Annotated in this window: 23 protein-coding genes; 11 read left to right on the top strand and 12 right to left on the bottom strand. The window is 70.7% G+C overall.

All coding sequences use genetic code 11. The features are described from left to right. Positions 1-104: 104 nt before the first annotated feature. Together ACFY5C_RS23770 and ACFY5C_RS23765 are read right to left on the bottom strand one after the other, a co-directional pair. Positions 105-1400 (bottom strand): SWF or SNF family helicase, encoded by a 1296-nt coding sequence (locus ACFY5C_RS23770; RefSeq protein ID WP_389447260.1) that lies wholly within the window; start codon positions 1398-1400, stop codon positions 105-107. Continuing rightward, positions 1397-4264 (bottom strand): SNF2-related protein, encoded by a 2868-nt coding sequence (locus tag ACFY5C_RS23765; protein WP_389447259.1) that lies wholly within the window; start codon positions 4262-4264, stop codon positions 1397-1399. The genes ACFY5C_RS23770 and ACFY5C_RS23765 overlap by 4 nt, the downstream gene beginning before the upstream one ends. 367 nt (positions 4265-4631) lie before the next feature. On the opposite strand from ACFY5C_RS23765, the gene ACFY5C_RS23760 reads away from it, so the two are divergent. Further along, on the top strand, positions 4632-4814 hold the full coding sequence (locus ACFY5C_RS23760; RefSeq protein ID WP_389447257.1) for a hypothetical protein: 183 nt from the start codon (positions 4632-4634) through the stop codon (positions 4812-4814). Here ACFY5C_RS23760 and ACFY5C_RS23755 read toward each other — a convergent pair whose 3' ends face one another. The 3 genes from ACFY5C_RS23755 to ACFY5C_RS23745 form a co-directional block, all read right to left on the bottom strand. Then, the gene (locus ACFY5C_RS23755) at positions 4815-6212 is read right to left on the bottom strand and encodes a tannase/feruloyl esterase family alpha/beta hydrolase (protein WP_389447255.1); all 1398 of its coding nucleotides are present in this window, start codon (positions 6210-6212) and stop codon (positions 4815-4817) included. 203 nt (positions 6213-6415) lie between these two features. After that, entirely contained in the window at positions 6416-7306 is an 891-nt protein-coding gene (locus ACFY5C_RS23750; RefSeq protein WP_389447253.1) for a hypothetical protein, read from the bottom strand. 134 nt (positions 7307-7440) lie between these two features. Next, complete coding sequence (locus ACFY5C_RS23745; protein ID WP_389447664.1) at positions 7441-7737, bottom strand: hypothetical protein; 297 nt, start codon at positions 7735-7737, stop codon at positions 7441-7443. A 90-nt stretch (positions 7738-7827) separates the two neighbouring features. On the opposite strand from ACFY5C_RS23745, the gene ACFY5C_RS23740 reads away from it, so the two are divergent. Continuing rightward, positions 7828-8724: an oxygenase MpaB family protein gene (locus tag ACFY5C_RS23740; protein ID WP_389447251.1), complete on the top strand. Its 897-nt coding sequence runs from the start codon at positions 7828-7830 to the stop codon at positions 8722-8724. On the opposite strand, the gene ACFY5C_RS23735 is transcribed toward ACFY5C_RS23740, so the two are convergent. Continuing rightward, entirely contained in the window at positions 8710-9234 is a 525-nt protein-coding gene (locus ACFY5C_RS23735) for a PadR family transcriptional regulator (protein ID WP_389447249.1), read from the bottom strand. The two genes, ACFY5C_RS23740 and ACFY5C_RS23735, sit on opposite strands and share 15 nt — an antisense overlap. 143 nt (positions 9235-9377) lie before the next feature. Here ACFY5C_RS23735 and ACFY5C_RS23730 point away from each other — a divergent pair, with 143 nt between their 5' ends. Next, entirely contained in the window at positions 9378-10133 is a 756-nt protein-coding gene (locus ACFY5C_RS23730) for an alpha/beta fold hydrolase (protein WP_389447247.1), read from the top strand. Positions 10134-10137: 4 nt separating this feature from the next. Here the strand turns inward: ACFY5C_RS23730 and ACFY5C_RS23725 are convergent, their stop codons facing one another. Further along, on the bottom strand, positions 10138-10737 hold the full coding sequence (locus tag ACFY5C_RS23725) for a class I SAM-dependent methyltransferase (protein ID WP_389447246.1): 600 nt from the start codon (positions 10735-10737) through the stop codon (positions 10138-10140). A gap of 152 nt (positions 10738-10889) precedes the next feature. Between ACFY5C_RS23725 and ACFY5C_RS23720 the strand changes: the two genes are divergently transcribed. From ACFY5C_RS23720 to ACFY5C_RS23700, 5 genes are all read left to right on the top strand, one after another. Further along, positions 10890-11663, top strand: coding sequence for an MHYT domain-containing protein (locus tag ACFY5C_RS23720; protein ID WP_389447244.1), 774 nt, complete (start codon positions 10890-10892; stop codon positions 11661-11663). Positions 11664-11727: 64 nt separating this feature from the next. Next, positions 11728-14250: a nitrate- and nitrite sensing domain-containing protein gene (locus ACFY5C_RS23715; RefSeq protein ID WP_389447242.1), complete on the top strand. Its 2523-nt coding sequence runs from the start codon at positions 11728-11730 to the stop codon at positions 14248-14250. Then, entirely contained in the window at positions 14247-14684 is a 438-nt protein-coding gene (locus ACFY5C_RS23710; protein ID WP_389447240.1) for a roadblock/LC7 domain-containing protein, read from the top strand. The genes ACFY5C_RS23715 and ACFY5C_RS23710 overlap by 4 nt, the downstream gene beginning before the upstream one ends. A gap of 22 nt (positions 14685-14706) precedes the next feature. Continuing rightward, positions 14707-15120, top strand: a complete 414-nt coding sequence (locus ACFY5C_RS23705; protein ID WP_389447238.1) for a DUF742 domain-containing protein — start codon at positions 14707-14709, stop codon at positions 15118-15120. Positions 15121-15243: 123 nt separating this feature from the next. Next, positions 15244-15849 (top strand): ATP/GTP-binding protein, encoded by a 606-nt coding sequence (locus ACFY5C_RS23700; protein ID WP_389447236.1) that lies wholly within the window; start codon positions 15244-15246, stop codon positions 15847-15849. A gap of 97 nt (positions 15850-15946) precedes the next feature. On the opposite strand, the gene ACFY5C_RS23695 is transcribed toward ACFY5C_RS23700, so the two are convergent. Beyond that, positions 15947-16375 carry a PPOX class F420-dependent oxidoreductase gene (locus ACFY5C_RS23695; RefSeq protein WP_389447234.1) on the bottom strand — a complete coding sequence of 143 codons (429 nt, stop codon included), beginning with the start codon at positions 16373-16375 and terminating at the stop codon, positions 15947-15949. 97 nt (positions 16376-16472) lie between these two features. Between ACFY5C_RS23695 and ACFY5C_RS23690 the strand changes: the two genes are divergently transcribed. Together ACFY5C_RS23690 and ACFY5C_RS23685 are read left to right on the top strand one after the other, a co-directional pair. Next, complete coding sequence (locus tag ACFY5C_RS23690; protein ID WP_328883211.1) at positions 16473-16886, top strand: roadblock/LC7 domain-containing protein; 414 nt, start codon at positions 16473-16475, stop codon at positions 16884-16886. A gap of 126 nt (positions 16887-17012) precedes the next feature. Beyond that, on the top strand, positions 17013-17927 hold the full coding sequence (locus tag ACFY5C_RS23685; RefSeq protein WP_389447232.1) for a DUF6397 family protein: 915 nt from the start codon (positions 17013-17015) through the stop codon (positions 17925-17927). Here ACFY5C_RS23685 and ACFY5C_RS23680 read toward each other — a convergent pair. Beyond that, positions 17914-18783 carry an acyl-CoA thioesterase gene (locus ACFY5C_RS23680; RefSeq protein ID WP_389447229.1) on the bottom strand — a complete coding sequence of 290 codons (870 nt, stop codon included), beginning with the start codon at positions 18781-18783 and terminating at the stop codon, positions 17914-17916. The genes ACFY5C_RS23685 and ACFY5C_RS23680 overlap by 14 nt on opposite strands. A gap of 19 nt (positions 18784-18802) precedes the next feature. Beyond that, positions 18803-21316, bottom strand: coding sequence for a DEAD/DEAH box helicase (locus ACFY5C_RS23675; protein ID WP_389447227.1), 2514 nt, complete (start codon positions 21314-21316; stop codon positions 18803-18805). 145 nt (positions 21317-21461) lie between these two features. Here ACFY5C_RS23675 and ACFY5C_RS23670 point away from each other — a divergent pair, with 145 nt between their 5' ends. Next, entirely contained in the window at positions 21462-22256 is a 795-nt protein-coding gene (locus tag ACFY5C_RS23670) for a metal-dependent hydrolase (protein WP_389447225.1), read from the top strand. 101 nt (positions 22257-22357) lie between these two features. Here the strand turns inward: ACFY5C_RS23670 and ACFY5C_RS23665 are convergent, their stop codons facing one another. Next, entirely contained in the window at positions 22358-22618 is a 261-nt protein-coding gene (locus ACFY5C_RS23665; RefSeq protein ID WP_389447223.1) for a type B 50S ribosomal protein L31, read from the bottom strand. Between the two features lie 120 nt (positions 22619-22738). Further along, positions 22739-23206 (bottom strand): DUF5709 domain-containing protein, encoded by a 468-nt coding sequence (locus ACFY5C_RS23660; protein WP_389447221.1) that lies wholly within the window; start codon positions 23204-23206, stop codon positions 22739-22741. Between the last annotated feature and the right edge of the window lie 453 nt (positions 23207-23659).

The following is a 23659-nucleotide window of genomic DNA, read 5'->3' as shown; positions in this document are numbered from 1 at the left end:
GGAGACCGAGCTCGCCCAGCAGCCATGTCCGTTCGCCGGATGTCGTGCTGCGGGAGGGGTCCTTGTGAGGCCGCCAGACAAGACCTAGGGCCGCCAGACAAGACCTAGGGCTGTGCCTCCTCGGTCCCAACCTGCGCCGAGGCCAGTGCTGTTGCCGGATCCTGCGCAGGGCCTCCTGCGGGCACCCAACGGTTCCGTTCCTTGCGGTACGGCCACCACCGTCCGTCCTGCCCCAGGCGGAGCTGACGAGGCGCGCCGACGACTGTCCAGCGGTTGCCCTTCGCCCGCAGCGATGGCCGTTCGTCGTCGTCCCAGGCTGAATCGAGGGCGGCACGCGCGCGTGCGAGCATTTCGCCCTCGACGGTCCACTCCCCGTCCAGCACGGACAGCCCGACGACGCCTCCGACGTGCCAGGCGCATACGGCCGTCGCCAGGCCCTCCCGGCCGCGTCCCGATCCGTCGGCCAGCCGCTCCGCCACGTCGGCGACAGGGGCGCCGGCGGCGAGGCGCACCGCATCCTGGTCGAGCGTCAACTCCGTTTCCGGGCCCTGCTGTCGCGGACCCGGCCGCAGCGCTTCCGCGAGCATGCGGTGCGCTTCGGCGGCGGTCCGGGCGGCAAGGAACTCCAAGGCAGCCGGGTCGACGCCGGGCGCGGGAGGCGTCTCGGTGTCCAGGGACGGCGGCACTCCCGGCTCAGCGGGCAACTCGGGCAGAGCGGGCAGCGGGGGCAGGATGTCGCCGGTCGCATACGCCTCAGCGGCATCCACGCCTTCCGCGTCGGGCGAGGTGGACGCCTCGGACGACGCGGAGGAAGGGGTCGCGGGTGCGGCGCTGCGGGCCTGGAGGTCCTCCAGGAGGCCGCGCTCGCCCCGTCCGCGCATCAGGAGCAGTACGAAGGGGTCCTGGTCCAAGAGTCGAGCCACCTGGTAGCAGAGGGCCGCCGTGTGCCCGCAGTGGTCCCAGGCGCCGCAGCCGCACTCAGGCTCCAGATCTCCCATGCCCGGCAACAGTTCGATGCCCGTGGCGGCCGCGTCCTCCACCAGGTGCGGTGGCATGTCGCGGTCCAGCAGCGCGGCGACATGACCGGCCCGCTCAGCGGCCATGTCCAGGAAGCGGTCCCACTGTCCCGCGGACAGTTCCTCCAGCAGCACGTCGGCCCGGTACGCCGTACGGTCGCGGCCCTGCACAACCGCCGTGATGCGGCCGGGGCGCACCGACACCGCGCCGACAGCTCCCGCGCGCGCGAGCCTGCGGCCGGCCTTGAGCTGCCCCGAGTCCAGGGCCGACTCCTCCAGCGCCTGCAGCCAGGCCTGTCCCCACCATGTCTGTGCGAATCCCCGCCCGTGCGCGGGCGGCAGCGCGGCGAACGTGCGCTCCATGTCACCGTCGTGTCGAGTCATCGGGCGCCCCCTCGCAGTTCCACCAGATCGGCCAGCTCCGCGTCCGTCAGTTCCGTGAGCGCCGCCTCGCCCGCGCCGAGCACAGCGTCGGCCAGCTTCCGCTTGCGGCTCAGCATGTCGGCGATACGGTCCTCGATGGTTCCCTCGGCGATCAGCCGGTGCACCTGTACGGGCCGCGTCTGGCCGATGCGGTACGCGCGGTCGGTCGCCTGCGCCTCGACCGCGGGGTTCCACCAGCGGTCGTAGTGCACGACATGTTCGGCGCGGGTGAGGTTCAGACCGGTTCCCGCAGCCTTCAACGACAGCAGGAAGACCGGCACTTCACCTTCCTGGAAGCGCCGCACCAAGGCCTCGCGCTCGGCCACCGGTGTGCCGCCGTGCAGGAACTGCGAGGGCATGCCACGAGCCGCCAGGTGCTGTTCGATGAGGCGTCCCATGCGCACGTACTGCGTGAAGACCAGGACGCTCGCCCCCTCGGAGAGGATGGTGTCGAGCAACTCGTCCAGCAGCTCCAGCTTCCCCGAGCGCCCGGCGATCCTCGGCCGCTCCTCCTTCAGGAACTGCGCGGGGTGGTTGCAGATCTGCTTCAGGCCCGTCAGGAGCTTCACGATCAGGCCGCGCCGCGCCATGCTGTCGGCGCCGGAGATCTCCGCGAGTGTCTCGCGGACCACTGCCTCGTACAGACCCGTCTGCTCCGTGGTGAGGAACACGGCGCGATCGGTCTCCGTCTTCGGCGGGAGCTCCGGCGCGATCCCGGGATCCGACTTGCGCCGACGCAGCAGGAACGGGCGTACGAGCCGGGCGAGACGCTCCGCGGCAGCCGGGTCCTGGCCGCCCTCGACGGCCTGGCCGTAGCGCATGCGGAAGGTGCCGAGGCGGCCCAGCAGGCCAGGCGTCGTCCAGTCGAGGATCGCCCACAGTTCCGACAGGTTGTTCTCCACGGGTGTGCCGGTGAGCGCCACGCGCGCGCGTGCGCCGATCGAACGCAGCTCACGCGCCGTCGCCGAGTACGGGTTCTTCACGTGCTGGGCCTCGTCCGCCACGACCATGCCCCAGGGCACCCCGGCGAGCCGACGCGCATCCAGCCGCATCGTGCCGTACGTGGTGAGCACGAACTCCCCGTCCGCCAGGGCATTCAGGTCACGCCGTGACCCGTGGAAGCGACGCACGCGTGTGCCGGGCGCGAACTTCTCGATCTCGCGCTGCCAGTTGCCCATCAGCGAGGTCGGACACACGACCAGCGTCGGACCGGCGGACGAGGTGTCGGACTGCCGGTGCAGGTGCAGCGCGATGAGCGTGATCGTCTTGCCGAGGCCCATGTCGTCGGCCAGGCAGCAGCCCAGGCCGAGGGACGTCATCCGGGCCAGCCAGCTCAGGCCGCGTCGCTGGTAGTCCCGCAGTGTGGCCGCGAGTGCGGCAGGCTGGCCCACCGGCTCCTGCCCCTCCGGATCCGCGAGAAGCTCGCGCAGCGCCGCCAACCAGCCTGTGGGTTGGACCTGCACCTGGCGGCCGTCCACCTCGGTGGAGCCCGTCAGCGCTGCGCCGAGCGCGTCGATGGGCGTCACTTTGTGGTCTTGGTGCTCGCGGGCGCGGCGCACCTCCTGAGGATCGACGAGGACCCACTGGTCGCGCAGCCGCACCACGGGGCGGTTCGCCTCGGCCAGTCGGTCCAGTTCCTCGCGCGTGAGCCGCTGGTCGCCCAGCGCGAACCGCCAGTTGAAGGCGAGCAGCGCGTCGGCGGCCAGGAAGGACGGCGTGCCCGAGGACGCCTTGCCCTGCGCGGACTCCTCGTCCGGCGGGCCGATCACCGCGCGGGCGGTAAGGCTGCGGGTCAGCTCCTTGGGCCAGTGCACATCGACGCCGGCTCCGGCGAGGGCCCGGGCGCCCTCCTGAAGGAGGTCGGTCACCTCGTCGTCGGCCAGTTCCACCGCGTCCGGCACGGCAGCCGAGAGCAGCGGCGTGAGCGGCGCCCAGGCGCGAGCCGCGCGGCGCAGCGCCAGCAGGGCGTCCAGCCGCGCGCGTGGGCCGAAGGCGCCGGAGCCCGCCCACACCTCGGCGGCGTCGGCGACCAGCGCCGGGTCATTCACGCTGTGCAGCTGCAGAACAGCCCGGAACGACAGTTCCCCGTCATCCTGCGCCGCCGCGGAGAGGCCGGGCACCTCGAGCCGCAGGGAGAGCCGCACGCCCGCGTCGTGGCCCGCGGCGACATCTGCGGCCCATGCGCGCTGTTCAGGCAGGTGCTGCGGCTCCCGGGCCGCGTAGGCGGCCCCGCCCGTGACGAGCTTCGCGGCGGGGGAGCGGGGTAGTGTGTCGGCGACCGCGTCCAGGAAGGCCCGTAGCAGCCGCTCCGGATCCGGCAGCACCAGCGGCTCCACGCCGCTCAGCGGTACGGCGTGCGCCTCGGGGGGCATCGCGGCTGCGAGGGCGCGAATGCGTTCGACGTCCTCGGGTCGCAGGGGACCGGCGCGCCAGGCGTCGTGATCGTCCGCGGAGAGGCCGGGCAGGAGCAGGCCGCGTGCCACGAGTTGAAGGGCGAGCACAGCCGCCGTGCCCCAGAAGACGCCCGCTCGGTGGGCTTGCTCGGCCGCACGTGCACGCGTGAGGACAGGCAGGGCGGCACGTACAGGCAGCAGGACCGCCGCCACGCTCACCAGCTCGACACCGTCCTGGCCGGGCAGGGCGACGGTCAGGTCCTCGATGGCGAGTTCATCGGCGGATCCGGCTGCGGCGAGCGGAACGGTCCCCCCGTCGGCTCGCCAGAAGGCGACCCGGCTGGTGCGGGCCGGGTCACCGGGTAGGAACACGGCACAGCAGCCGGACACGTCGGAGATCTCGGACGGTGTTGCCTCGGGAAGCCTCGGCACAGCTCTGCAGCACTCCTCAAATTTGACTACCCAGGTTGGAGTGGCCGAGGGTACAGCACTCGGGCGCCTATCCGAAATGCCAGATCGGTGACCTGGGTCACTATCGGGTAGGCGTGGGTATCCCCGTTGTGCGGAATCCGGTGTGTCGTTCGGCCCTCGGACATCGGACACTGGCATCGGGCATCGGGCATCGAGGGTCGGGCATCGAAGGTCGAGACAGGTGTATCGGGCATCGGTCGTCACCCGATCTCCGCGACCAGTAGGGGCCGTACTCAGGGTCGTCTCAGGGTCGCAGTTCGGAACCGCCGGAAGCGCGGGCCCGTTTTCAGGACAGAGAGCGGCAGTGGCCGCGAAGGAGGCGACGCACATGTCGAAGAACGCGAAGATCGCCGCGGGAGGTGTGGCGGCCGGTCTCATCCTGTTGATCTGGCTGCCCTGGTGGGCCGCGCTCCTGATAGTCCTGGGAGTCCCGGCCGCCGCCTACCTCACGCTCGACCCGTCACAGCGGCGCAGGCTGCGCCGCAACACGCGCAAGGAACTCGGTCGCTGATCATCGCCCGGCCGTCGATGCGACCGGGGTGGACAGCGCGCAGGAGTTGAGTACATCGCCGCTCGCGGGCCTGCCGACGGTATGGTCCGCGGGCGGTCGGGTGCCCCGCTCCACCCACGCGACCAGCGCGTCGAACGCAGACCGGTAGCAGGGCAGGATCGGCCGGAGCCGGTCCGGATGGGTGTCGTACAGCCCGTCCACATGCGTGCCACCCGCGATCGTGAAGTACCGGTGCAGTGGGCCCCGCCCACTCGCGTCGACCATGCGGGCGTACACGTCCGAGTCGGCCGCCTTCGGCAGCAGCGCGTCCAGATCGCCGTGCAGCGTGATCAGCGGTCTGCCAATACGCCCGGTCAGAGCGACGCGGGCCACGGCGCGACGGACGGATGCCGGGCGCGACGCGTAGTCGTACGAGGCATCGGAGGCGCACGGTGCCAGGATCTGCTCCGGCGTGGTCCCGGCGGACGGGCCAGGACAGCCGGGGTCATAGGCCGGGTCGAACTCGGCGCGGTAGATCTTCTGCGTGACGCCCCAGTAGGCCTGTTCGTGGTAAGGCCACAGAAATTCGGAGCCGCGTGCGAAGCCGGCCGCGTACAGGTCCTCGTCCCGTGCGGAGCCGAGCATGCGTGCCACTGCGGTGGGCAGAGAGGTCAGCAGATTGGGGCCGCCCGCGGTCCACAGGGCGCCCTCCCAGTCCACACCACCGTCGTACAGCTCGGGATGGTTCTCCAGCTGCCAGCGGGTGAGGTAGCCGCCGTTGGAGATGCCGGTCATGTACGTATGACGAGGAGTCTGCCCGTAGCGCTGGGCCACCGCCTCGCGGGCGGCTCGGGTGAGCTGAGTGGTACGCGCGTTCCACTCGGCGACTGCGTCACCGGGCCGCTTGCCGTCGCGGTAGAAGTCGGAGCCGTTGTTGCCCTTGTCGGTCGCCGCGTAGGCGTAGCCCAGCGCGAGCACCTGATCGGAGACTGCCTTGTCCGTCGCGTATTGCCTGCGGGTGCCCGGGGCGCCGGTGACGACCAGCCCGCCGTTCCAGCGGTCCGGCAGCCGGATCACGAACTGTGCGTCATGACGCCATCCATGCGTGGCATTGAAGCGGGAGGAGTCCGGGAAGTAGCCGTCGATCTGAATGCCGGGCACCCCGGTCGGGGTCCGGGTGCCCCGTGCCGTGAGCCCGGCCTGGTCGGCCATGTCGGTGTAAGGCGTGCCGGCGAGCCCCGACGTGGTCAGATCCGGAAGGCAGGCGCTCTGCTGGAAGGCCGCGCCGGGTACCCGTGCGCGTTCCTGACGGGCGCAGTGCTGCTCGCCGACTGCCGTGGCCGCCACGGGAGTCGGCCAGCTGAGGGAGCCGGCCAGCAGTGCGGCAGTGAGGAACGGAAGACCTCGGGACAGGCGCATGACGGCCTCCTGGCAGAAGGGACGGGCACATGAGGGAGCGGAGCCGTGAAGGCTGCCTCATGGTGCGGTCCTGCTGCCGTGCCATCCATGGGTTGGGGCCACATGTGACGCTGCCGCCGAATAGGGTCACCAGACACCGGCAGGTCCGGCCGGGCGCCCTGCCCGGCCGCCCGGTGCGCAGGTCAGGAGGGGTTCGGGAGGGCTCAGGAGGGGCGTACGGCCATCTTGTCGAGCGCTGCAAGGAGCCCGGGCAGTTCCGACCCGCGGCCCACTGGCAGGACCTCGCCGGGCTCGTCGTCGAGGAGCACGAACGCGATGTCGTCGGTCCTGGCGACCAGCGACCAGCCGGGGCCGTCCGCGCGCAGGGTCCGCGCGTCGCCCGAGGCGAAAGAGGACCGGACACGGCCGAGGGGCGGCGGGGACTCCACGTACGCGCGTGCCTCGGCGAGGACCCGCCGGATACCGCTATGGCCACCCTGCTTCTCGGTCTCCTCGGTCGCCTCAGTGTTCTCGGCCTCGGATTTCTGGCCCCCGGCCTTCTCGCCCTCGGCCGTGTCCTCGGGGGTGTCCGAACCGGCGCCCGGCGTCGCGAAGTCGGCGTCGTCGATCTGCTCGCGCCACATAGCCCACTGCAGGGCGATCTCGTCGGCGCCCAGACGCCGCTGGGCCGGTCCCCACACGCTCGTGTCCGGCGGCTCGAGTGGCGGACCGTCCGCGATCTCGGGGTCGGGATCGTGCGGGGCGGGCACATTCGGGGCGGCCACGGCGACGGCCAGGGGCCAGCCGGGCAGTGCGGCCACGACCGTACGTTCGTCGGGCGACAGGTCGTACTCCATGCCGCAGTCCCAGGACGCGATGGCGACCGCGACCAGGGAGACGTCGTCGATGACGACCGTCCACCGGGCGCCGTCGCTGTCCTGGCCGATGACCAGGCCGTATCCGTCGGCGAGCGGCGCGAGACCGAGCGCCGCGCAGGCCTCCGGGTAGTCGTCGCCCAGCACGCTCGGGAACTTCGCCGGCGTCAGCAGCACCGCCGTGAGCACGTACAGCGCATCGTCCGCGGCGGCGACGGCCTCCTCGTCCGTCTCTGCCATCCCAGCCTCCCCATCGCTTCGTCCGTCGGCGCGCACCTTAGTGCGACCGGGAGCCGCTTGTCACGACTCCCAGGCACACCCGGAGCTGCAGTTTTCCGGCTGGTCGGGCGAATCGGCCGAGATCGTCCGCCGTGTCAGGCCGCCGGGAGCCCGAGGAGGGTCCGGGCGACGGCCTGCGGCGACTCGTCGCGTTCCCGGGCGAGCGCGATGACGGCCCGGCACGCCAGTTCGCTCACCCCGAACGACAGCGCCTCCGGAGAGACCCAGCCGGCGGCCTCGTCGATCTGCTCCTGGTCGTCCTCCGCGCAGGCCGACACATACACGGCGGCGGCCTCGAAGAGATTGTGTGAGCGCTTGTCCTTGCCGGTGTCCGCCTCCGCGCGAAAGGAGCGGAGAACCCTCGCACACAACTCGCGCACCGTGCCCCACATAGTGACCACCTTCCCCCTGCGTGACTGATCGTCCATCTTCCACTGCTCAACGTAGAGTTGGAGCCTCGGCGACAGAAGGGGGACAGCACGGTGAAGCGCTTCGAGCGGCTCGAACAGATCCGGCGGATGGACCCGTTCCGCGAAGCTTCGGAGATCTACCGGCTCACCGCGGCGTACGAGTTCCCCTGGGACTTCACGCGGGCGCTCGAGCTCGCGCTCTACCGCACGTACGCCGTGCCCGCCATCGGCCGGCTGCTCGCCGAGACGGCCGAGCTGACCGACCGCACACAGAAGCGCTATGACGACACCTCGCTGCTCCTGGGTGCCGTCGTCGAGCACGGTTTCGACAGCGAGCAGGGGCGCACGGCGATCCGTCGGATCAACCAGATGCACGGCAGCTACGACATCAGCAACGACGACATGCGGTACGTGCTGTGCACATTCGTCGTCATGCCCAGGCGCTGGATCGACGCCTACGGCTGGCGCAGGCTCTCGCGCCACGAGATCGTCGCCTCCACCGTCCACTACGGCACGCTGGGCAGGTACATGGGCATCAAGGACGTCCCCGAGTCCTATGAGGAGTTCGAGGCCTGCCTCGACGCCTACGAGGAGGCCCACTTCGGCTGGGACGAGAACGCGCGGCGGGTCTCGGACGCGACGCTCGACCTGATGGCCTCCTGGTACCCGCGCCTCCTCGCACCCCTGCTGCGCACCTCGACACTCGCTCTCCTCGACGACTCGCTCCTGCGGGCCTTCCGATACCCGATGCCGAGCGCAGCCACCCGCGCCCTCGTGCGGCGAGCGGTACGCGCTCGTGGCCGTGCGGTGCGTCTGCTGCCGCCGCGCCGGGCGCCGCACTTCGCACGGCAGAACTGGGAGATCAAGGGCTACCCGAACGGCTACCGGCTCGATGATCTCGGCACTCGTCCGGTGCCGGGCGTCCGCGGCTGCCCGGCGCGGCGCGTCGGCCCGTCAGCCGTCGAGTGAGGCGATCGTCTCGCGCAGCCATCTGAGTTCGGCCCGGGAGGTGGCCCGCGCGATGGTCAGGATGCCGCGTCGGAAGGGATCGTCCAGCTCCTCGGCGCTCAGGGGCCGGTCACCGTCGTAGAAGAAGCTTGCGGGCTCTTCGAGGAAGGCGAGCCGGCGTCGCAGTACCGCGCACTGGGCGGCGGAGTCGCCCAGGTGGCGGAGGAAGGCGAGCACGGTGAACCACCGGTTCTCGTCGCTGATGTCGCGCGGGTCGGGCTCGGCGAGCCGGCGGCGCAGTTCCTGTCGGCCCCCTTCGGTCAGCGTCAGGACGTGACGCGGAGCGGCCACTGCCCCGGGCTCCGTGGTGCGGGCGAGCAGGTCGGCCTTCTCCAGCCGCTTGATCGCGGGGTACAGCGTGCTCTCGGCGACCGGCTTCACGTGCCCTGTCAGCGCCGTGAGGCGCTTGCGCAACTCATAGCCGTGGAGCGGGGTGTCGTAGAGGAATCCGAGGATGGCGAGCTCCAGCATGCTGACATTCTCGCTCACATCCGCTGTACATCCAACTCGTCATACATTGAAGTCTTGATACATCGGTGACGAAGTATATCGTTGAGCTCATCGACATCACGAAGTCGGCCAGGCGTGGCCGACCAGGGTCCCAGGAGGACGCGATGAGGCAGGCCGAGTTCGACGGCAAGGGCAGCTGTATCCGCTGGACGGAGGCTCCGGGAGAGGAACCCGCGCGCGTGTACGTGCACGGGCTGGGGTCGATCTCCTCGGTGTACCACGCCCATGTCGCAGCGCGGCCCGAACTCGCGGGGCGACGGAGTCTGTTCGTCGATCTGCCGGGACATGGCATCAGTGACCGGCCCGATGACTTCGGCTACCGGCTGGAGGACCACGCCGACGCCTTGGCCGTGGCTCTGGATGCGGCAGGGGTGAGCGGCGCGGAGCTGATCGCGCACAGCATGGGCGGTTCCGTCGCCATCGTGCTGGCCCACCGACGGCCCGACCTCGTCTCCCGGCTGGTGCTCACCGAGGCCAACCTCGACGCGTCGCCTCCGCCCAGTGCCGGAAGCGCGTGGATCACGGCCTACGGGGAGGAGGAGTTCGTCGGTGAGGCGCACACGCGCGTGCTGGAAGCGATCGGGCCCCTGTGGGCTGCGACCATGCGCTTGGCCGACCCGCGGGCCCTGCACCGCAGCGCCGTGGGGCTGCGGCGCGGTTCCGAGCCGATCATGCGCGACATCCTCGAAGGTCTGACGATCGACCGCGTGTACCTTCAGGGCGAGCTCACCGGTGAACTCCCGGGCACCGCAGCCCTGGAGGCCGCCGGCGTACGCGTGGTCACCGTGCCCGGTGCCGGCCACAACGTCATGCTCGACAACCCGGACGCCTTCGTGGCCGCCGTCGCCGGGCAGGGCTGATGCCTCAGGACTCCCGCACGGCCAGCGCCAGGAAACGGTCGTCCTCGTCGACGTACGACGTCATGCGCCACCCCGACCCCGCCAGCACCGGCCGCAGGTTGGGCTCGGACCGCAGGTCGTCCGGGGTGATCTGCCTGCCCTGGCGGGCCGCCAAGGCCGCTCTGCCGATCGGGTGGAACAGCGCGAGCGTGCCGCCGGGGCGCACCACACGCGCCAACTCCCGCAAGTTCTGAGCCGGATCGGGCAGGTGCGCGATGAGACCTGCGGCGAACACGGCGTCGAGCGACTCCGACCGCAGCGGCAGCGCGGCGACGTCGGCGAGCAGCAACTGCCCGTCCGTGCCGCGTCCGGCCCGTACGGCGGCCTCCAGCATCGCCGGGGTCAGATCGGCCCCGAGGACCACTCCCGAGGGCCCCACAGCGGCACGCAGCGGCGGCAGGGCGCGCCCGGTGCCGCAGCCGGCATCGAGCACGCGATCCCCCTCGCGCAATCCGACCGCCGCGGCCGCGGCCGCATAGGCGGGCCCGTCGTCGGGGAACCGACTGTCCCAGTCGGCGGCGCGGGCCCCGAAGAACTCCTGCACATGTGTGTGGTCGTCGCTCATGCTCCGCATGATCCCTCACCGGCACGGATGACGCCGCTGTGCACACGTTCGAGCGTGACGCGATCGTTCCGCTGCATCTCCGTGTCATATTCCAACAGCTTTCGAAATGCGCCCCTCGCGCGCGCCCCTGCCCCGGCTAGCGTCCCGGAGCCATGGGACACCTGGACCACGCCGCCCTCGGCTGGCTGACCCCCGTACTGTCTTATGCGATGGCGTGCATAGGCGCCGCGCTGGGACTTCGCTGCACCGTCCGCGCCCTCGGCGCCACCGGCCGGTCGCGCCGCAACTGGCTCGTCACAGCCGCCTCGGCGATCGGCACCGGCATCTGGACCATGCACTTCGTGGCCATGCTGGGCTTCAGCGTCAGCGGCACCGACATCCGCTACGACGTGCCGCTCACCATCGTGAGCCTGCTCGTCGCCATGGCCGTCGTCTGCGCAGGCGTCTTCGCGGTCGGATACAGCCGTGACCGGACCCGCGCGCTCTTCCTCGGCGGGCTCACCACCGGGCTCGGCGTCGCGAGCATGCACTACCTGGGCATGGCCGCCGTACGACTCCACGGCGACGTGACCTACGACCCCGTTCTCGTCGGAGCGTCCGTCCTGATCGCCATCGTCGCGGCGACGGCGGCTCTGTGGGCGGCACTCAACATCAAGTCGCCCGTCGCCGTCACCATCGCCTCCCTGATCATGGGCGCGGCAGTCAGCAGCATGCACTACACCGGGATGTTCGCGGTCAGCGTGGACGTCACGCCCGCCGGTGAGGTCCTGCCCGGGGCCACGGCGATGCAGTTCATCTTCCCCCTCGCCGTCGGCCTCGGGTCCTACCTCTTCCTGACCTCCGCCTTCGTCGCGCTGTCGCCCACCACGGGGGAGCGCGCGGCATCCGCGTCGGCCCAAGGATCGGTCGAGAGCGTCACCGGCTAGCGGCGAGTCCGGACCGGCGGCGGCCCGAGAGGCCCGCCCTGAACCACTTCCGAGCGAGGAGGCCATGCGTACACCCCGTAGGACCACCGCAGCCGGCGCCGGGACGCCGGCACAGCCCCCCGCGCGCGGCCGCCGCGCCCATGCCGGACCGCCGGCCGACGAAGGCCCGGACGAGAGCCTGGGCCTGGCGCCCGACGACATACCCACGCGCGCGGAGCGCTGGCGCATCCGGCCGCGCACCGTCCGAGCCAAGATCGTCTGCCTGCTGATGGTGCCGGTCGTGTCGCTGCTGGCCCTGTGGGCCTACGCGACCGTCACGACCGCACAGGACGTCTCCAGGCTGCGCCAGTTGCAGCGCGTCGATTCCCAGGTCAGGGCTCCCGTCGCTACTGCCGTCGCTGCCCTGCAGGCCGAACGCGAGGCCGCCGTGCGCTACGCGACCGACCCGTCCGCCGGACAGAGCGACGACTTCAAGAAGCTCGCGCAGGACACCGACAAGGCGGTGGCGCGACTGCGGCTCGGCGACCACAACACGGTCGCCGACGGCGAGGAACTCCCAGCCGGAGTCGCCCGGCGACTCGAAGCCTTCGTCAGCGGCGCCGAGCAACTGAGCACCGTAAGAAGTGCCGTTCTCGACCGCCGCGCGGGCTGGGACGAGGCCTACGGGCGGTACACCACGACCATCGCGAGCGCGTTCTCGGTGGGCGGTGCGCTCACCGGCATCCAGGACGCCGAACTCGGCTCCGACGCGCGCGTACTGCTCGAATTCGCCCGCGCGGGGGAGGCGTTGGCTCAAGAGGACGTGGTGCTGGACAGCGCACGCCTCGCCGGGCGCCTCGACGGAGAGCGGCTGCGGCTGTTCACCGGCGCTGTCGACACCCGCCGTACCCTCCTCGAGGCGGCCGTGGCCGACCTGCGTGGCCCGGAACGCGCGGCCTGGGAGAGCCTCGCCGACGGCAGCGATTACGCGGCCGTGGCCGCGGTCGAGGACCGGGTCCTCGCCACCGCGCCGGGCGCACGGGCGGCCGACGCGGCTGGGGAAGCCACTTGGGGCCAGGCACACACACGCGTGCAGGACGCGATGCGGACGATCGAGCAGGACGCCGGGCGCGGTGTCGCGGATCGCGCCGACCCGTTCACCCGAGGTCTGCTGACCCCGGCCGGCGCTGCTGTGCTCCTCGGTCTCGCTGCCGTGGCCGCCTCACTTGTGATCTCCGTCCGCATCGGCCGGGGTCTCGTCATCGAGCTGGTGAGCCTGCGCAACAGCGCCCTGGAGATCGCCCGGCGCAAACTCCCCGAGGCCATGCGGAAACTGCGCGCCGGCGAAGAGATCGACATCCGGGCCGAGGCGCCGCCCGGGCCGCCCGCCGAGGACGAGACCGGTCAGGTCGGCGAAGCACTGGGCACCGTCCACCGCGCCGCGCTGCGGGCCGCCGTCGAGCGCGCCGAACTCGCCAGCGGCATCTCCGGCGTCTTCGTCAACCTCGCCCGCCGCAGCCAGGTCCTAGTGCACCGTCAACTGAGCCTGCTGGACAGCATGGAGCGGCGCTCCGACGACCCGAACGAACTCAGCGACCTCTTCCGGCTGGACCACCTCACTACCCGTATGCGACGCCACGCCGAGAGCCTGATCATCCTCTCCGGGGCGGCGCCCGGACGGGCTTGGCGGATGCCGGTCTCCCTGACCAACGTGGTCCGCGCCGCCGTCTCCGAAGTCGAGGACTACGCGCGCGTGGAGGTACGTCAGCTCCCCGAGGCGTCCGTCATCGGCGCGGCCGTCGCCGACCTCACCCACCTGCTGGCCGAGATCGTCGAGAACGCCGCACAGTTCTCGCCTCCCCACACGCGGGTGCGCATCACCGGCGAGCCCGTCGGCAACGGCTATGCCGTCGAGGTCGAGGACCGCGGGCTCGGCATGGGCAAGGAGACCCTCGCCGAGGCCAACCGGCGCATCGAACAGTCCGAGGCGCTCGACCTGTTCGACAGCGACCGGCTCGGCCTCTTCGTGGTCAGCAGGCTCGCGGCCCGGCACGCCATCAAGGTGCACCTGCGCACCTCGCCCTACGGCGGTACCACCGCGGTCGTCCTGCTGCCCACGGCTCTGCTGCACAACGCCCTGGCGGAACGTTCCCCCGGGAAGTCGGCGGGCACCGATCGGAACGACGAACACGAGTACGCGCGTGTGCCCGCCGCCGAATCCCACCAGGAGGCCGTCCACGCGGTCGCCGACCGGCCCGCGCTGGTGGCTCCCGCGCCGGCCGCGGCGCAGCCCCACACCGACACCCCACCCCCGGGAGTCACCACCTTGCGACTGCACCGACCCCCGGACGACTCCGAAGCCTCCGACGACCTGCCGCGCCGTGTACGGCAGGCAAACCTCGCCCCCCAACTGCGCGAGGGACGCCCCGACGAACAGGCGGGGACGGTCCATTCGAACGACGACGGCCGTCGCACCCCCGAACTCGTCCGGGACCGCATGGCGGCCTACCGCGACGGCTGGACGCGCGGCGGCGGCAGGCAGCCGGGTCGCGGCGCCACGCCCGATTCCAGATCCCGCAGCGACAGCAGCGAAGGAGACCCCGCATGATGCAGGATCCGAGCATGAGAGCCGCCCAGCGGTCCGGTGAACTCGACTGGCTGCTGGACGACCTGGTACTGCGGGTCAGCGAGGTACGGCACGCCGTGGTGCTGTCCAACGACGGGCTCGCCGTGGGCGCCTCCAGTGACCTCCGCCGTGAGGACGCCGAGCATCTCGCCGCGGTCGCCTCCGGCTTCCACAGCCTGGCCAAGGGCGCCGGCCGGCACTTCGGCGCCGGAGGCGTGCGGCAGACCATGGTGGAGATGGACGAGGCCTTCCTGTTCGTGGCGGCCGCGGGCGACGGCTCCTGTCTCGCCGTTCTCACCGCCGTGACCGCCGACATCGGACTCGTGGCGTACGAGATGGCACGGCTGGTCAAGCGCGTCGGCGAGCACCTCTACGCGCCGCCACGGGCCTCCGCGCAACCGCCCGCGGCGGGATGAGCCGGAAGGGCGGTCCGTGCACATGACCGAGGACACGACGGGCGCCCCGCGCGAGCAGGGCAGCCAGTGGTACGACGGCGAGGCCGGGCCCCTTGTCCGTCCGTACGCCATGACGGGCGGGCGCACCAGACCTGGCCCCACGGGCGTGAGCTTCGATCTGATCGCCCTTGTCACCCTGGACGCGGCTGCCCCCGCTGCAGACGACGACACGGCGCTCGGGCCGGAACACCGGGCCCTCATCGAGCTCTGCCGGCCGGAGACCCAGTCGGTCGCGGAACTCGCCGCAGGCGCCGATCTGCCCGTTGGGGTCGTCAGGGTGCTCCTGGGGGACCTCCTGGAACTCGGCTGCGTCACCGTCAGCCGTCCGGTGCCACCGGCACAGCTTCCTGACGAACGGATTCTGCGCGAGGTGATCGAAGGATTGCGGGCGCTGTAGATGACACTTCGGAACCAGGCGGCAAGAAACGGTCCAATCCCACGAAGGGCAGCGGCAGTTGTCATGATGCTGACTTCGCACAGTGACGTCGATCGATACCCGCACTCCCGAGAGAAGTGAACGATGGTCTCCGAGCACTCCGACGCCACCGACGGCGAGACCGCCGCGCTGGCGTTGAAGATACTTGTCGCCGGCGGATTCGGCGTGGGCAAGACCACCCTGGTGGGCGCGGTCAGCGAGATCAGGCCGCTGCGCACCGAGGAACTGCTCAGTGAAGCCGGGCAGTGGGTCGACGACACCGACGGGGTGGACCACAAGGTCACCACGACGGTCGCCATGGACTTCGGGCGCATCACCATCCGGTCGGGCCTGTCCCTCTACCTCTTCGGCACCCCTGGCCAGGACCGCTTCTGGTTCCTGTGGGACGAACTGTCACAGGGAGCCCTCGGTGCGGTGGTCCTCGCCGACACCCGGCGCCTGGAGGACTGCTTCCCCGCAGTGGACTACTTCGAGCACCGTCACATCCCGTTCGTCGTGGCCGTGAACTGCTTCACGGGCGCGCGGACCTACGGCGCACAGGACGTCTCACGCGCCCTCGACCTGAACCGGGGCACGCCCGTGGTGCTCTGTGACGCACGGGACCGGGACTCGGGGAAGGAGGTGCTGATCCGGCTCGTCGAGTACGCCGGGCGGATGCACACCGCCCGGCTGCTCGACTCGGTGGGCTGACTGGCTCCGCGCGTGGACGACGACCGGCCGGCTTGGGGAGCCGACTGGGTGCCTCAGCTGCCGCCGGCTCCTGTTTCGAGCGGCGTGCGCGCCGCTGCTACTCGGCGACGTTCTTCTCCGCCAGGACCTTGTCGATCGTGACGCGGACGAGGAGTTCACCCGGGACGCCATTGCGGGCCCCGAACTCCTCCGCGCGCTCCTCGCCCATGTAACGCGCCCCGATACGACCCGCCCAGTGCCGCAGCTCCTCGCGATCCTCCGAAATCCGGGCGCGGCCCTGCAGCACCACGAAGTCGTAAGGCGGCCGGTCGTCATCCACGCACAGCGCCAGCCGGCCGTCGCGGATCAGATTGCGCCCCTTGACACTCGACTTGCCGGTGTTGAACACCAGCTCCTCCCCGTCGAGCACGAACCAGATCGGCGTCACATGCGGACTGCCGTCGGCTCGCACGGTCGACAGCTTTCCGGTGCGTGTGCCCTGCGAGACGAACGCTCGCCATTCCTCATCGGTCATCTTCTTCGCCATGCCCCCCATCCTCCTTGCTTGCGAGCCGGATCGTCGGGAAGGGTGGCGAAGAGTTCCTCCGGTGCAGGGGGAGACATCTACACGGGGAGACCGGAACATGGCGCAGAACCAGGGACTTGGCTGGCTCCTGGACGACCTCACGGAGCGTGTCGATCATGTGCGGCACGCGTTGGTGCTGTCCAACGACGGACTCGTGACGGGCGCGAGCACGGGACTGCGGCGCGAGGACGCAGAGCACCTGGCCGCCGTCTCGTCCGGGCTGCACAGCCTGGCGAAGGGCTCCGGACGGCACTTCGGCGCGGGCAAGGTTCGCCAGACGATGGTCGAGTTCGATGACGCGGTGCTGTTCGTGACCGCGGCGGGCACCGGCAGTTGTCTGTGCGTGCTCAGCGGTGCGGAGGTCGACATCGGCCAGATCGCCTACGAGATGACCCTGCTCGTCAACCGCGTCGGTGAGCACCTCGACGTGGACGCCCGACAGCCCGAGCGGGCACCTCTCACAGACCTCTGACCTGCCGGTTCGTCGACCCCCGCGGAGTTATCCACAGGCTCGCCGCGAGATCCCGCCGAGCGGCTACGGTTCTGTCACGGCGAACGCACAGAGCGTGAGCCACCGACTCCACGGGGGAGATCGACCATGTCAGGCGACACCATTACGAAACCACACCTCCTGTCGTGCACGCCGAGTCGTGCCGCCCGGGAACTGGGGGTGAAGCGAGGAGAGTTGGACCTCGCCATCCATCTCGGCCTCATCCGGACCGTGCCCGACGAGGGAGGCGGGGGTCGTCGTGTCCTCCGGTCCGAGATCGACCGGGTGAGTGCGGGGGACGGGTTCCCGGAGTCCCTGGTGGACCAGGTGCAGGTGGTGGGCACGACCGAGGGCGCGGACCTCATCGACGTGTCCCCCGGCAGGTTCACACGCCTCGCACGACTGGGCCTGACGGTGCCGGTGAAGTGGTACCTGAACCGCTATCGCGCCGTGGTCTGGCTGTATCTGGCCGAGGAGCTGAAGCAGTTCGCCGCCAACGAGAAGAACGCTCCACTGCTGAACGGCCGACGCATGCCCGAAGGGCTGCGAGGCATGCTGGACGCGGGCGTGGATCTGCGTCCACGCAACTGGCGGGGCCGCCACCGGGGATTCCTGCTGCGACTGGCCGAGGACCCATGGGAGAGCGCAGGCGCGCTGGCCGCCTTCCTCGATCCCGTCCAGATCGCCGAGCTCGTCCCCGATCCCTATGAGCGCTCCCACGTCAACCGCTTCCGCCCCGGTCCGCCGGCATCCGGCGCACCGGGTTCACCCTCCGCGCTCATCGCCGAGAGGCTCATGACGGCGGACGACCCGGACGAGATCAGCCTGCTTCGGGCCGAACTGGCAGCGGTTCTCCAGGAGGCCCGAGCGAGGCGGCCCGCGCCGCGTCCGACAGCGAAACGGGCCCCGGCTCCGGCGCACCACGCAGGACACCTCAGTTCGTCCCGACCCGTGGAGCCGGAACCGCCGCGCGGCTTGCTGAGCTGGCTCCGGCGCGGAAGTCCGCGGGCTACAACGCCCTGAACAGTCCCTCCTGGACGACGGACACCAGCAGACGTCCCTCGACGTCGTAGATCCGTCCACGGGCGAGGCCCCGCCCGCCCGTCGCGATCGGCGACTCCTGGTCGTACAGGAACCACTCGTCCGCGCGGAACGGCCGGTGGAACCACATGGCGTGGTCCAGCGAGGCGATGTCAAAACTCCGGGGGCCCCACAGCGGTTCGACCGGGATACGGACGGCGTCCAGGAGTGTCATGTCGCTGGCGTAGGTCAGCGCGCAGGTGTGCACGACCGGGTCGTCGCCGAGTGGCCCGACCGCGCGCATCCATACGGCACTGCGCGGCTCGGCGTCCTTGACGTCGTCGTCGGTCCAGCGCAGCCGGTCCACGTAGCGGATGTCGAAGGGCTGGCGGCGGGCCATCCGCTCCAACTGCTCGGGCAGCGTGCCCAGATGTTCCCGGATCTCGTCGGTGACCGTCGGCAGCGACTCCGGGTCCGGGACCTTGCGGGCCGGCGGCAGCTGGTGCTCGAAGCTCCCTTGCTCCGGCTTGTGAAAGGAGGCGGTGAGATTGAAGATCGTGCGGCCCTGCTGTACGGCGGTGACCCGGCGGGTCGTGAACGACCTGCCGTCCCGCACTCGTTCGACCTGGTACACGATCGGCACGCCCGGCCGCCCCGGGCGGAGGAAGTACGCGTGCAGTGAGTGCACCGGACGGTCGCCGTCCGTGGTGCGCGCGGCGGCGATCAGCGCCTGGCCAGCCACCTGGCCGCCGAAGACCCGCTGCAGGGACTCCTGCGGGCTGCGGCCGCGGAAGATGTTGACCTCGATCTGCTCCAGGTCGAGCAGGTCGACGAGCCTCTCGGCCGGGTTCGTCGTCATGAGTGGGATTCTCCTGTGCTCACAGCTGGCCTACGTCGGTGACGCGGACCATGGCGCGGCCCTCCGCGTCGGAGGCGGTCAGGTCGATCTCCGCGCTGATGCCCCAGTCGTGATCGCCGTTCGGGTCGTCGAAGATCTGACGGACCCGCCACAGGCGGTTCGCCGGCTCCTCCTCGATCACCAGCAGCTTGGGGCCACGGGCGTCGGGGCCGGTGCCGAGGTCCTCGTACTCGTCCCAGTACTTGTCCATCGCCTCGCCCCAGGCATCCGCGTCCCAGCCGGCGTCGGCGTCCATCTCGCCCAGCTCCTCGACGTTGTCGAGGGCGGCGAGCTCGACGCGGCGGAACATCGCGTTGCGGACGAGGACGCGGAAGGCACGTGCGTTGGTGGTGACCGGTTTGACCTCGTCGGCCTTCTCCTGGGCCTCCTCGGCGGTCATCTCCTCCGGGTTGGCGAGCTGTTCCCACTCGTCGAGCAGACTGGAGTCGACCTGGCGCACCATCTCGCCGAGCCACTCGATCAGGTCCTGCAGATCCTCGGACTTGAGGTCGTCCGGGATGTTGTGGTCGAGGGTCTTGAAGGCGCTGGCGAGGTAGCGCAGCACGATGCCCTCGGTCCGGGCCAGCTCGTAGAAGGACACCAACTCCGTGAAGGACATGGCGCGTTCGTACATGTCCCGGATGACCGACTTCGGCGACAGCGGGTGGTCACCGACCCAGGGGTGGCTCTTGCGGTACGTGTCGTACGCGTGGAAGAGCAACTCCTCCAGGGGCTTCGGGTACGTGATGTCCTGGAGGCGCTCCATGCGCTCCTCGTACTCGATGCCGTCCGCCTTCATCGCGGCGACGGCCTCGCCCTTCGCCTTGTTCTGCTGCGCGACCAGGATCTGCCGCGGGTCGTCCAGGGTGGACTCGACGACGGACACCATGTCCAGGGCGTAGGACGGCGATTCCGGGTCCAGCAGCTCGAACGCGGCCAGCGCGAAGGTGGACAGTGGCTGGTTGAGCGCAAAGTCCTGCTGGAGGTCGACGGTGAGGCGGACGATGCGTCCCGTGGCGTCCGGCTCGTCGAGCTTCTCGACGATGCCGCCGTCCAGCAGCGAGCGGTAGATCGCGATCGCGCGCCGGATGTGCCGCAGCTGCTGCTTGCGCGGCTCGTGGTTGTCCTCCAGCAGATGCCGCATCGCCTCGAAGGCGTTGCCGGGTCGGGCGATCACCGACAGGAGCATCGTGTGCGTGACCCGGAAGCGGGACGTCAGCGGCTCCGGTTCGGAGCCGATGAGCTTCTCGAAGGTGTTCTCCGTCCAGCCGACGAAGCCCTCGGGCGCCTTCTTGCGGACGACCTTGCGACGCTTCTTCGGGTCGTCGCCTGCCTTGGCGAGCGCCTTCTCGTTCTCGATGACGTGCTCGGGGCCCTGAGCGACGACGAAGCCTGCCGTGTCGAAGCCGGCGCGCCCGGCGCGGCCCGCGATCTGGTGGAACTCCCGGTTGCGCAGGGTGCGGACGCGGTTGCCGTCGTACTTGGTCAGGGCCGTGAACAGCACCGTGCGGATGGGGACGTTGACGCCCACACCGAGCGTGTCCGTGCCGCAGATGACCTTCAGCAGACCGGCCTGGGCGAGCTTCTCCACCAGTCGCCGGTACTTCGGCAGCATGCCGGCGTGATGGACACCGATGCCGTGCCGGACATAACGGGAGAGATTGCGGCCGAACTTGGTGGTGAAGCGGAAGTTGCCGATCAGCTCGGCGATCTGGTCCTTCTCCTCGCGCGAACACATGTTGATGCTCATCAGCGCCTGCGCCCGCTCCACGGCCTGAGCCTGAGTGAAGTGCACGATGTAGACCGGCGCCTGCTTGGTCTCCAGCAGCTCGGTCAGAGTCTCGGTGAGCGGGGTGAGCTTGTACTCGTAGGACAGCGGCACCGGGCGGGTCGCCGAGCGGACCACCGAGGTCGGGCGGCCTGTGCGCCGGGTGAGGTCCTCCTCGAACATCGAGACGTCGCCGAGCGTCGCCGACATCAGGATGAACTGCGCCTGCGGCAGCTCCAGGATCGGGATCTGCCATGCCCAGCCGCGGTCCCCCTCCGCGTAGAAGTGGAACTCGTCCATCACGACCTGACCGACGTCCGCCTGCTTGCCGTCGCGCAGGGCGATCGACGCGAGCACCTCGGCGGTGCAGCAGATGACGGGGGCGTCGGCGTTGACGGACGCGTCACCCGTCAGCATGCCGACGTTCTCGGTACCGAAGATCTTGCACAGTTCGAAGAACTTCTCCGAGACCAGCGCCTTGATCGGGGCGGTGTAGAAGGTGACCTCGTCCCGGGCCAGCGCGGCGAAGTGGGCGCCCGCGGCGATCATGCTCTTGCCGGAGCCGGTGGGGGTCGACACGATCACGTTCGCGCCGGAGACCACCTCGATCAGCGCCTCCTCCTGGTGGGGGTACAGAGTCAGACCCCGCTCCTCGGCCCACGACTCGAAGGCTTCGTAGAGGGCGTCGGGGTCGGCGGTCGGCGGCAGCTGATCGATGAGGGTCACCCACCCATCTTGCCTGCCCTCCTGGCCCAGAGGGGAATCGGCTGCGGGCGCGAAGATCGCGAACGCTACGCTGTGTCGCCGACGACACGTCAGCGAACCCGGTCAACTGGACAGCGGCACACGAGGAATGGGGCGGGCAACACCGATGATGGGACCAGCACACTCACTGTCGGGCGCTGCCGCCTGGCTCGGCGTCGGAGCGGCAGCTGCCGCTGCCGGGCACGGAATGCCCTGGCCGGTCCTCCTCGCCGGCGCCCTGATCTGCGCAGGTGCCGCTCTCGCCCCGGACCTCGATCACAAGGCGGCCACCATCTCGCGGGCCTTCGGTCCCCTGTCGCGCTGGCTGTGCGAGATCGTCGACAAGCTGTCGTACGCGGTCTACAAGGCGACGAAGAAGCAGGGCGACCCACGTCGCTCCGGTGGGCATCGCACGCTCACACACACCTGGCTGTGGGCGGTCATGATCGGCGGGGGCGCCTCCGCCCTGGCGATCACCGGGGGGCGTTGGGCGGTGCTGGCGATCCTGTTCGCGCACATGGTGCTGGCCATCGAGGGCCTGCTGTGGCGTGCGACCCGGGGCTCCAGTGCCGACGTCCTGGTCTGGTTGCTGGCGGCGACCAGCGCGTGGATCCTCGCGGGCGTGCTGGACAAGCCGGGCAACGGCTCGGACTGGCTGTTCACGGCGCCGGGCCAGGAGTATCTGTGGCTGGGGCTGCCGATCGTGCTGGGTGCGCTGGTGCACGACATCGGCGACGCGCTGACGGTGTCCGGCTGCCCGATCCTGTGGCCGATTCCGGTGGGCCGCAAGCGCTGGTACCCGGTGGGCCCGCCGAAGGTCATGCGGTTCCGGGCCGGCAGCTGGGTCGAGCTCAAGGTGCTGATGCCGGTGTTCATGGTGCTCGGTGGGGTGGGCTGCGCGGCGGCGCTCAACGTGATCTGAGCGGGCGGTGGCCCCCAGGCCGGCCCGCCGGTGATCGGCCTGCGGCACGCCGTGACGGGTCGGGCAGCGGGGCGCCCTGGGCCTCCGGTTCGCTCTGCGAATCAGCCGCCTTGTCCGGCTCCGCCGCCGTAACGCCGCTCGAAGGCCGCGACCCGGCCCTCGGAGTCCACCGTCCGTGCCTTCCCGGTGTAGAAGGGATGGCTCTCGGAGGAGATCTCGACGTCCACGACCGGGTAGGTCGCGCCGTCGTCCCAGTCGATGGTCTGGTCGCTGGTCGCGGTGGACCGCGTCAGGAAGGCGTAGCCTGCGGCGCGGTCGCGGAAGACGACCTCGTGGTAGTCAGGGTGCTTGTCCTGCTGCATGCGAGCTCCTCATGTTGCGGCCTCGGCAACGGAATCGGCAACGGTCGAAGGCGTGGCGCCGAAGGCGCGGGGACTGTGGCACGGAGGCTGCGGGGATCAGCCGAGCAGGGACCGCGGAGGTCAGCCGTACGCGTCCTCGTCGACGATGTGCATGGCGGCCTCCTCGGCGGACGCCGCCGCGCCGTCGATGCCCACGTCCGTCGCGACGAGCGCGCTCTCCTCGTCCTCGTGGGCGCCCTCGTCGGGTGCGACGAGGCGGCCGGAGCGGGCGGCTCCGACCTCGTTGTCGACGAGTTCCCCGTCGGTGCCCTCGGCGTCGCCGAGGCCGTCGCCGTCGGGGGCGACCAGGTCGGGCTGCTCCTCGGCGAGCCGCTGGTCGAGTGTCTCGCCCTGGTGGCGCTCGGCGGCCGTGACACCGCTGTGCTCCACCGCCCATGGTCGGTCAGGTGGGGACCAGCCGCGGTCCAGGGGGTCGTCGACGCCGTCGTTCTCCAGGGTGTCCTCGGCGTCGAGCAGCCCTGTGTCCTCGCGTTGATCGGATGCGTCGGGCTGGTAGACGTCGTCACCCCATCCGTCGGCGCTGTTCACGGGTACCTCCAGGTGGTGGGGACGGGCCCGAACTCACCGCGGTCGGCGGTGGGCCGCCGCGACGCGGGGCACAAGCCGCACCCGGCGCGAACCGCGTGGTTCCCGGGTGCTCCCCGAACCGGTGCCGCTATCCAGCCTTCCACCCCTTTTCACCCCGGCGCAACGGCACGGGTGCGCTCCGGTGCGACGGGATGGGACCCGGCGGGGACTCCGGAACCCCGGGCTCGGATCCGCCCCGCCGCGAGGGACCGAGTACACCGAGCCCGTCTCTGCCCCGCCCGCGCTGGACGGGGCCGGCTGCCCGGCGCGTTTCCGAGCGCCGGGTTGCCATCCCGGGCGCCGGTCGTTCCGCTCTGCGGCTCTGCGGCTCTGCGGCTCTGCGGCTCTGCGGCTCTGCGGCTCTGCGGCTCTGCGGCTCTGCGGCTCTGCGGCTCTGCGGCTCTGCGGCTCTGC

The sequence above is a fragment of the Streptomyces sp. NPDC012935 genome (assembly GCF_042900345.1).
In the GTDB taxonomy this organism is placed as follows: Bacteria; Actinomycetota; Actinomycetes; order Streptomycetales; family Streptomycetaceae; genus Streptomyces.
The sequence above is the reverse complement of the archived record's forward strand: the minus strand, read 5'-3'. Positions and strand labels throughout refer to the sequence as shown.

What these genes read in the sequence shown, in the direction of transcription:
- ACFY5C_RS23770 (WP_389447260.1), bottom strand. Translation starts at nt 1,400, where the DNA reads ATGACTCGACACGACGGTGACATGGAGCGCACGTTCGCCGCGCTGCCG.
- ACFY5C_RS23760 (WP_389447257.1), top strand. Translation starts at nt 4,632, where the DNA reads ATGTCGAAGAACGCGAAGATCGCCGCGGGAGGTGTGGCGGCCGGTCTC.
- ACFY5C_RS23755 (WP_389447255.1), bottom strand. Translation starts at nt 6,212, where the DNA reads ATGCGCCTGTCCCGAGGTCTTCCGTTCCTCACTGCCGCACTGCTGGCC.
- ACFY5C_RS23750 (WP_389447253.1), bottom strand. Translation starts at nt 7,306, where the DNA reads ATGGCAGAGACGGACGAGGAGGCCGTCGCCGCCGCGGACGATGCGCTG.
- ACFY5C_RS23745 (WP_389447664.1), bottom strand. Translation starts at nt 7,737, where the DNA reads ATGTGGGGCACGGTGCGCGAGTTGTGTGCGAGGGTTCTCCGCTCCTTT.
- ACFY5C_RS23735 (WP_389447249.1), bottom strand. Translation starts at nt 9,234, where the DNA reads ATGCTGGAGCTCGCCATCCTCGGATTCCTCTACGACACCCCGCTCCAC.
- ACFY5C_RS23730 (WP_389447247.1), top strand. Translation starts at nt 9,378, where the DNA reads ATGAGGCAGGCCGAGTTCGACGGCAAGGGCAGCTGTATCCGCTGGACG.
- ACFY5C_RS23725 (WP_389447246.1), bottom strand. Translation starts at nt 10,737, where the DNA reads ATGAGCGACGACCACACACATGTGCAGGAGTTCTTCGGGGCCCGCGCC.
- ACFY5C_RS23720 (WP_389447244.1), top strand. Translation starts at nt 10,890, where the DNA reads ATGGGACACCTGGACCACGCCGCCCTCGGCTGGCTGACCCCCGTACTG.
- ACFY5C_RS23715 (WP_389447242.1), top strand. Translation starts at nt 11,728, where the DNA reads ATGCGTACACCCCGTAGGACCACCGCAGCCGGCGCCGGGACGCCGGCA.
- ACFY5C_RS23710 (WP_389447240.1), top strand. Translation starts at nt 14,247, where the DNA reads ATGATGCAGGATCCGAGCATGAGAGCCGCCCAGCGGTCCGGTGAACTC.
- ACFY5C_RS23705 (WP_389447238.1), top strand. Translation starts at nt 14,707, where the DNA reads ATGACCGAGGACACGACGGGCGCCCCGCGCGAGCAGGGCAGCCAGTGG.
- ACFY5C_RS23700 (WP_389447236.1), top strand. Translation starts at nt 15,244, where the DNA reads ATGGTCTCCGAGCACTCCGACGCCACCGACGGCGAGACCGCCGCGCTG.
- ACFY5C_RS23695 (WP_389447234.1), bottom strand. Translation starts at nt 16,375, where the DNA reads ATGGCGAAGAAGATGACCGATGAGGAATGGCGAGCGTTCGTCTCGCAG.
- ACFY5C_RS23690 (WP_328883211.1), top strand. Translation starts at nt 16,473, where the DNA reads ATGGCGCAGAACCAGGGACTTGGCTGGCTCCTGGACGACCTCACGGAG.
- ACFY5C_RS23685 (WP_389447232.1), top strand. Translation starts at nt 17,013, where the DNA reads ATGTCAGGCGACACCATTACGAAACCACACCTCCTGTCGTGCACGCCG.
- ACFY5C_RS23680 (WP_389447229.1), bottom strand. Translation starts at nt 18,783, where the DNA reads ATGACGACGAACCCGGCCGAGAGGCTCGTCGACCTGCTCGACCTGGAG.
- ACFY5C_RS23670 (WP_389447225.1), top strand. Translation starts at nt 21,462, where the DNA reads ATGATGGGACCAGCACACTCACTGTCGGGCGCTGCCGCCTGGCTCGGC.
- ACFY5C_RS23665 (WP_389447223.1), bottom strand. Translation starts at nt 22,618, where the DNA reads ATGCAGCAGGACAAGCACCCTGACTACCACGAGGTCGTCTTCCGCGAC.